The sequence below is a fragment of the Micromonospora sp. AB353 genome, from assembly GCF_049538395.1.
GTDB classification, from domain to species: domain Bacteria; phylum Actinomycetota; class Actinomycetes; order Mycobacteriales; family Micromonosporaceae; genus Micromonospora; species Micromonospora aurantiaca.
This window is the reverse complement of sequence record NZ_JBMVFV010000139.1, coordinates 1-7,734: the sequence shown is the minus strand read 5'-3', so window position 1 is coordinate 7,734 and position 7,734 is coordinate 1. Positions and strand designations below refer to the sequence as shown.

The following is a 7,734-nucleotide window of genomic DNA, read 5'->3' as shown; positions in this document are numbered from 1 at the left end:
GGCCTGCGCGAACACCGGGAACGCCTCGTACAGCTCCCGACCCATACCCGCACGCTGCGAACCCTGACCCGTGAACAACACCGCCCGACGACCCGCCGACACCACACCCGACACCACCGACCCGCCCTCGGCCACCGCCGACAGACCCGCCACCAGCTCGTCCACCGACGAACCCCACACCACCGCCCGATACTCCAACGCCGCCCGCGACCTCACCAACGACCACGACACATCAGCCACCGCAAGGCCGGACCGACCCCGCACGAACGACGCCAACCGCGACGCCTGACCCACCAGAGCCCGCTCCGAACGCCCCGACACCACCCACGGCACCGGCACACCCACCGGCACCGCGACGGGCTCGAGATCGGCTTCGGCCTCCGGCTGCTCCACAATCACGTGCGCATTGGTCCCCGAGATGCCGAACGACGACACACCCGCACGCCGAGGCCGCCCCACGCCCGGCCACTCACGCGAGGCCGTCACCAGCTCGACCGCACCCGACGACCAGTCCACATGCGACGACGGCATATCCACGTGCAACGACGCCGGCACCACCCCATGCCGCATCGCCAAGACCATCTTGATGATCCCGGCCACCCCCGCAGCCGCCTGCGTATGACCGATGTTCGACTTCACCGAGCCGAGCAACAGCGGCACATCCCGACCCTGCCCGTACGTCGCCAGCAACGCCTGCGCCTCGATCGGATCACCCAACGTCGTACCCGTGCCGTGTGCCTCCACCACATCCACGTCGGCGACGCCCAGCCGGGCGTTCGCCAGCGCCTGCCGGATCACCCGCTGCTGCGAGGGGCCGTTCGGCGCCGTCAACCCGTTCGACGCACCATCCTGATTCACCGCCGAACCCCGCACCACCGCCAGAACCCGGCGCCCGTCGCGCCGCGCATCCGACAACCGCTGCACCAGCAGCACACCGACCCCCTCGGCGAGCGCCGTGCCGTCCGCCGCGTCGGCGAACGCCCGGCACCGGGCCACCGGGGACAGGTTGCCCTGCCGGGTGAAGTCGACGAACACCGCGGGAGTGGGCATCACCGTCACGCCGCCGGCCAGCGCGAGATCGCACTCCCCCGACCGCAGCGCCTGCACCGCCAGGTGCAACGCCACAAGCGACGACGAACACGCCGTGTCCACAGTCACCGCCGGCCCCTCGAACCCGAACGAGTACGCCACCCGGCCCGAGGCGATGCTGCCCGCGTTGCCGAGACCGAGGTAGTCCTCCACGCCCGCCGGCGGGGTCTCCGGTGGGTGGGCGTACCCGCTGTGGGTCATGCCGGCGAAGACCCCGACCCGGGCGCCCTTCAGGCTTGTGGGGTCGATCCCCGCCGTCTCGACGGCCTCCCACGAGGTCTGCAGCAGCAGCCGCTGCTGCGGGTCCATGGCGAGGGCCTCGCGCGGCGAGACCCCGAACAGCCGAGGGTCGAACTCGGCGGCGTCGGCCACGAATCCGCCCTCACGGACCGAGGAGGTGCCCGGCCGGGACCGCTCCGGGTCGTAGAGCGCGTCGAGATCCCAGCCGCGGTCGGTGGGGAAGGAGGCGATCGCGTCACCGCCGGACGCGACGAGATCCCACAGTTCCTCGGCGGTGCGTACCCCGCCGGGGAACCGGCAGCCGATGCCGACGATCGCGATGGGCTGCTGCGCGTCGGCCTCGACGTCCCGGAGCCGTTGCCGGGTCCGCCGCAGGTCGGCGGTGACTCTCTTCAGGTACTCCCGGAGCTTCTCTTCGGTGTCCATCAACCCAGCCCATCGCGATTCACGGCGGAGACTCGACGTAAGCGACGGTACGAATGCGCAGAAGTCTCAGGCGACACCTGTATCTGTCGTTCGGCTCGCTCGGCCGAGAGCCACGCAGATCCCCATCTGCCGGGAGAAGTTATTGGTTGCGCGCGAGCGCGGACAACCCCTAACCAGGCAACCGACCAGCTAGGGGTGTCCGGTCCCGACCCGTCGCACTAGCGTCGCCTCGACCGGGTCCGCGCCGATCCGGTCGGCAACCGCAGCCGCCGGAAGGACCACCAGAGGATGACGACGCCAGATACCGACAACGGCTTGTGGGTGCGACGCTTCCACCCCGCTCCGGGCGGCGCGAGGCGGTTGGTGTGCCTGCCCCACGCCGGCGGGTCGGCAAGCTTCTACTTCCCGGTGTCCCGCGCGCTCTCCCCCGCCGTGGAGGTGCTGTCGATCCAGTACCCGGGGCGGCAGGACCGGCGCCACGAGAAGTGCATCGGCGACATCCACGACCTCGCGCGCGAGGTGTTCACCGTGCTGCGGCCCTGGCGGGACGAGCCGCTGGCCATCTTCGGGCACAGCATGGGGGCCAGCCTCGGCTTCGAACTCGCCCGGCTCATCGAGCAGGACGGTGGCAGCGTCGCGCACCTGTTCGCCTCCGGGCGCCGGGCGCCGTCGAAGTCACGGCACGAGACGGTGCACCTGCTCGACGACGAGGGGCTGCTGGCCGACGTCCGGAAGCTGAGCGGCACCAACTCCGCCGTCCTCGGGGATCCGGAGATGCTGCGCGCCGCGTTGCCGGCGATCCGCAACGACTACCGGGCCGCCGAGCGGTACACCTACCGGCCGGGGCCGCCGCTGAGCTGCCCGATCACCGTCCTCACCGGTGACGACGACCCGAAGACGACTGTCGAGGAGGCCCGGGCGTGGTCGGACCACACCACCGCGGCGTTCGACCTGAAGGTCTACCCGGGCGGGCACTTCTTCCTCGCCGAGCACCAGCCGGCGATCCTGCGGGCCATCTCGACGGCACTGAGCGCGGCGTCGGCGGTCTGATCCCACCGGACGAGGGGCCCGTCCGCCGGTCGTAACGACCGGTCGGCGGGCCCCTCGTCCGTGCGCGGTGTCACCGCTTGTGGCCGACCGCGATCACGTAGTCCATCTGCGCCAGCTCACGCTTCATGAGGTCCTGGTTCTTCCAGTGGGCCGCCATGCTCTTGCGGACGGCCGGCTTGACGACGGCCCGGAACGCGGGGTCGTTGGTCCGCTCGGCCATGTACGCCCGCCAGCCCTCCCAGGTCTGCTCCTTGATCGAACGGACCTCCGGGTTGGCGAAGCCGGCCTCGACCAACTGCTGCCGGTACGTGTCCCGGTCGTGCCAGTTCTCCTTCGGGATGCTGAACTTGACGAAGCTCAGCGGGCCGGACTGGATGGCGGCGCGGACGACGTCGCCGCTGACCGGGATGATGTCGGCCGTGGCGAGCACGCCGCCCGGGCGCAGCACCCGCAGCGCCTCGGCGAAGAACGCGCTGCGCGGGTAGAAGTGGAAGGCGGACTCCAGGGCGACGACCCGGTCGAAGGTGTTGTCCCCGAAGGGCAGTTCGGTGGCGCTGCCGAGCCGGAAGTCGGTCCGGTCGGCGAGCCCCTCCTCCTGCGCCCGGCGCTGTGCCGCCTCGACGTGGTGCGGGGTGATGTTCAGGCCGTACACCTTGGCGACCTGGCGCTCCCGCAGCCACTTGAAGTCCTGGTCCCCGTAGCCGAAGCCGACGTCGAGCACGGTGTCGTCCGGCTTGAGCCCGGCGGCGTCGGCCAGCTTGTCGGCCAGCGCGTCGGCGGCCGTGTCGATGTCGGTGACCCCGTCGGACCAGTAGCCCACGTTCATGTAGTGGGTACGGCGGGCCGCGAACTCCACGTCGGGTGACTGGATCTCGTAGAAGCGCCGGACCCGGGTGATGGGGTCGGCGGTGAAGACCGTGCGGATCGCCCGGCCGGCGATCTTCAGGTTCTCGAACATGTCGGTTCCTTCCGGTGGGTGGATGCCGATCAGCCGCGCCGGATCTGCCGGCGCAGATCCTCGACGAGCGCGGGCACGACGGCCGGGTCGGTGGCGGTGCCGAAGACGTAGAAGTCGGGCCGGACGAGCACCGCCACCGCGTCGTACCGCTTGAGGTGGGGCAGGTACACGTCGTCGAGGTCGAAGGCGGTCGGCGCGGCGCCGGATCCGGGTACGGGCGCGCCGGCGGGAACGATCCGGACGACCCGCGTGCCGAGCGCGTCCAGGAAGGCCCGGGCGTCGGCGTCGAGCAGGTCGTCGGGGTCCTCGGCGCAGAGCAGGACGAATCCGGTGCCGACGACCTCGTCGAAGAGCCCGGCGCGGCCGTCGACCTCGACGCGGCCCTGCGGCATCGGGGCGCCGGCGGCCTCGCAGCCGCTGTGCAGGATCCCGCCGGACAGGGGCTCCAGCAGGGACCGGGTACGCGGGCGGGCGGTACGCCGGCGCAGCTCGGCGAGCATCGCGGCGTCGCGGCCGGCCGCGGCGGCGCGGTCGGTCTCGCAGATCACCGTGCCCGAGTCCATGGACATCCGGATGGCGTGCTGCACGTGCGCGCAGCGCTCCTCCTGGTAGGTGTCCAGCAGGGCCTCGTCGGCGAGGCCGCGGTGCACCAGGTCGAGCTTCCAGGCGAGGTTGAGGGCGTCGCGGAAGCCCGAACTCATCCCCTGCCCCATGAACGGCGGCATCACGTGCGCCGCGTCGCCGGCGAGCAGGATCCGCCCGGAACGCCAGCGCCCGGCCGAGCATGCCTGGGTGGTGTAGACGCCGTACCGCTCCAGGGTGGCGTTGTCGGGGGTGATGTCGAAGAGGCCGAGCAGCCGCCACACGCTGGCGGCGCTCTCGAACTCCTCGCGGCTCTCCCCCGGCACCCGCATGAACTCCCACCGCCGGTGCCCCGGGCCGGCCGACACGGCCGTGCGGGGCCGCGCCGGGTCGCAGACCTGCAGGTTGTTCGGCTTGAACTCGCGGGCCTCGTGCGGGACCACGTCGCAGACCAGCCAGTCGTACGTGAAGCCGAGGTCGGTGACGCCGCTGCCCAGGTGCTCCCGCACGAAGCTGTTGGCCCCGTCGCAGCCGATGACCCAGCGGGCCGCGCGGACCTCCTCACCGTCCGGGCCGGCGATGGTCACCTCGACCCGGTCGTCGTGCTCGACCAGGCCCGTCACCTGGTACGGGCGCAGCACCGTGACACCCGGCAGCTCCGCGCCCCGCTCGGCGAGCAGCGCCTCCAGTCCCGGCTGGTAGAACGAGACCGAGTCGGGCCAGCCCATCGGGCCGTCGCCGGTGACCTTGACGTGCAGCAGGGTCCGGCCGAAGCCGTTCTTGAAGGTGTACTCGCCGGACGACTCCACCACCGGCCCGAGCCGGTCGGCGACGCCGGCGGCGGCCAGCACACGGCTCGCCTCCCCGTCGTACGACACCGCGCGGGGGAAGTTGTACGGGGTGGCCCACCGCTCGACCGCCGTGACGGTGAGCCCTCGCTGCGCCAGCAGGATCGTGAGCATCTCACCGACGGGGCCGTAGCCTACGATCAGGACGTCGGTCGTCAGCATCGGTATCGGTTCCTCAGAGGTCGGTCGGACACGGGGTCGGCTTGCGGCGTGCGGGGCGGCCGGACGGCCATCAGATACCGAGTTCGGAGTCGATGAGGTCGAACAGGTCGTCGTCGCTGGCCAGTTCGAGATCGAGGTCGGGATCGCCGCCCGTGCCGGCGCGCATCGTCCGCCACTTGGCGATCAGCACCTCCAGGCGCGACCCGATCTGGTCGTGCAGCTCCGGTTCCACAGTGGCCTCGGTCAGCGAGCGCTCCAGGTTCTCCAGGTCCGCGAGGACCGGCGGGGCCGCCGGTCCGGTGTCCGGCGCCAGCTCGGACACCAGGTACGTGGCCAGCTCGTTCGGATCCGGGTAGTCGAAGATCAGCGTGGCCGGCAGACGCAGGCCGGTGACCGTGGTCAGCCGGTTGCGCAGCTCGACAGCGGTCAGCGAGTCGAAGCCGATCTGGCTGAACGCCCGGCCCGGGGCCACCGCCACCCGGCTGCCGTGCCCGAGCACGCTCGCCGCCTGCTCGCGTACCAGGTCGACCACGAGGGTGTGGCGCTCGGGCCCGTCCAGCGCCGCCAGCTCGTCGGCGAGCGTGCGCCCGCCGCCGGCCGGGGTGGCCGCCCGCGCCGTCGGCCGCTCCCGGCGCAGCAGCCCGCGCAGCAGCGCCGGGGGCCGCTCGGCCCGCTCGCCGAGCGCGGCGACGTCGATCCTCGTCGGCACCAGCACCGGCTCGGCCAGCCGCAGGCCCGCGTCGAACAGGGCCATCCCCAGCTCGGACGGGATGGCGAGCTGCCCGTCCCGGGCGGTGATCCGGGGATCGGTCCGGTCCAGCTTGGCGGTCATCTCGCTGGCCTGCTCCCACAGCCCCCAGGCGAACGACCGGCCCGGCAGCCCCTCCGCACGGCGGGCCAGGGCGAGCGCGTCGAGGAACGCGTTGGCCGCCGCGTAGTTGGCCTGACCGGGGACGCCGAAGACTCCGGCGCCGGAGGAGAAGAGCACGAACCCGGCGAGGTCGAGGTGGCGGGTGAGCTCGTGCAGGTGCCACGCGGCGTCGAGCTTCGGCGCGAAGACCGTGTCGACGCGCTGCGGGGTGAGGGCGGTGACCACCCCGTCGTCGAGCACCCCGGCGAGGTGCACGACGGCGGTCAACGGGTGCCGCTCCGGTACCGCCGCCAGCACCCCGGCGAGGTTGTCGCGGTCGGACACGTCGGCCGCCACCACCGTGGCCTCGGCCCCCAGGGCCCGCAGTTCGTCGAGCGCCTCGGTCGCGCCGGGGGCCCGCTCGCCGCGGCGGCTGACCAGCAGCAGCCGCCGTACGCCGTGCGTCTCGACCAGCCGCCGGGCGACCAGCCGGCCCAGGGTTCCGGTGCCGCCGGTCAGCAGCACCGTGCCGTCGGGGTTCCACGCCCGGGGCATGGTGAGCACCACCTTGCCGACGTGCCGGGCCTGGCTGACGTGCCGGAACGCCTCCGGCGCCTGGCGGACGTCCCACACCTGGGTGGGCAGCGGGGTGAGCGTCCCCCGTTCGAAGAGCCCCAGCAGAACGGCCAGCATGCGCTGCACCTCGTCGGGCTCCTGCAGGGTCAGGTCGAAGGCGGTGTAGGCCACCCCCGGATGGTCGACGGCGACGCGGGCGGCGTCGCGGATGTCGGTCTTGCCCATCTCGACGAACCGCCCGCCGCGCGGCAGCAGCCGCAGCGAGGCGTCGACGAACTCGCGGGCCAGCGAGTCCAGCACGACGTCCACGCCCCGGCCGCCGGTGGCGTCGGTGAAGCGGGTCTCGAAGTCGAGGGTCCGGGACGAGGCCAGGTGCTCCTCGTCGAGACCGAGCGCGCGCAGGGCGTCCCACTTGGCGGGGCTGGCGGTGGCGTACACCTCGGCCCCGAGGTGGCGGGCGAGCTGCACGGCGGCCATGCCGACGCCGCCGGCCGCCGCGTGCACCAGCACCGACTCGCCCCGGGTGAGCCCGGCCAGGTTGACCAGCCCGTGGTACGCGGTCAGGAAGACCACCGGCACGGACGCGGCCTCGACGTACGACCAGCCGGCCGGCATCGGGGCCAGCAGGCGGCGGTCGGTGACCGCTACGGGTCCGAAGCAGCCCACGAAGACGCCGAAGACGCGGTCGCCGGGGCGCAGGTCGGTCACCTCGGTGCCGACCTCGACGACCTCGCCGGCGCCCTCGCCGCCGAGCGGGCCCGCGTCGCCCGGGTAGAGGCCGAGCGCGTTGAGCACGTCGCGGAAGTTGAGGCCGGCGGCGCGGACGCGGACCCGGACCTCGCGGGGGCCGAGCGCGGCGTCGGCGGCGTCGGTGGCGACCAGGGTGAGGTTCTCCAGGCTGCCGCGCACCGGCGCGTCCAACCGCCACGCGGCGGCGGGCGGTGCGGGCAGCT

5 protein-coding genes are annotated in these 7,734 nt (G+C 72.9%); 1 reads left to right on the top strand and 4 read right to left on the bottom strand.

The genetic code is table 11. The annotated features are described in order from the left end of the window. Window positions 1–1,758 (bottom strand): type I polyketide synthase (locus tag ACPCK6_RS28805; RefSeq protein WP_423482775.1); only part of this gene is annotated, 1,758 nt, incomplete at its 3' end. Between the two features lie 285 nt (window positions 1,759–2,043). Between ACPCK6_RS28805 and ACPCK6_RS28800 the strand changes: the two genes are divergently transcribed. After that, window positions 2,044–2,805, top strand: coding sequence for a thioesterase II family protein (locus ACPCK6_RS28800; RefSeq protein WP_423482774.1), 762 nt, complete (start codon window positions 2,044–2,046; stop codon window positions 2,803–2,805). Between the two features lie 70 nt (window positions 2,806–2,875). Here ACPCK6_RS28800 and ACPCK6_RS28795 read toward each other — a convergent pair whose 3' ends face one another. From ACPCK6_RS28795 to ACPCK6_RS28785, 3 genes are all read right to left on the bottom strand, one after another. Continuing rightward, window positions 2,876–3,763: a class I SAM-dependent methyltransferase gene (locus ACPCK6_RS28795; RefSeq protein WP_396884190.1), complete on the bottom strand. Its 888-nt coding sequence runs from the start codon at window positions 3,761–3,763 to the stop codon at window positions 2,876–2,878. A 29-nt stretch (window positions 3,764–3,792) separates the two neighbouring features. Beyond that, window positions 3,793–5,355: a bifunctional 3-(3-hydroxy-phenyl)propionate/3-hydroxycinnamic acid hydroxylase MhpA gene (gene mhpA, locus ACPCK6_RS28790; protein ID WP_423482773.1), complete on the bottom strand. Its 1,563-nt coding sequence runs from the start codon at window positions 5,353–5,355 to the stop codon at window positions 3,793–3,795. Between the two features lie 70 nt (window positions 5,356–5,425). Further along, on the bottom strand, window positions 5,426–7,734 hold a 2,309-nt coding region (locus tag ACPCK6_RS28785; protein ID WP_423482772.1), incomplete at its 5' end, for a type I polyketide synthase.

Coding starts and splice junctions, on each gene's coding strand:
- ACPCK6_RS28800 (WP_423482774.1), top strand. CDS start 2,044: ATGACGACGCCAGATACCGACAACGGCTTGTGGGTGCGACGCTTCCAC.
- mhpA (WP_423482773.1), bottom strand. CDS start 5,355: ATGCTGACGACCGACGTCCTGATCGTAGGCTACGGCCCCGTCGGTGAG.
- ACPCK6_RS28795 (WP_396884190.1), bottom strand. CDS start 3,763: ATGTTCGAGAACCTGAAGATCGCCGGCCGGGCGATCCGCACGGTCTTC.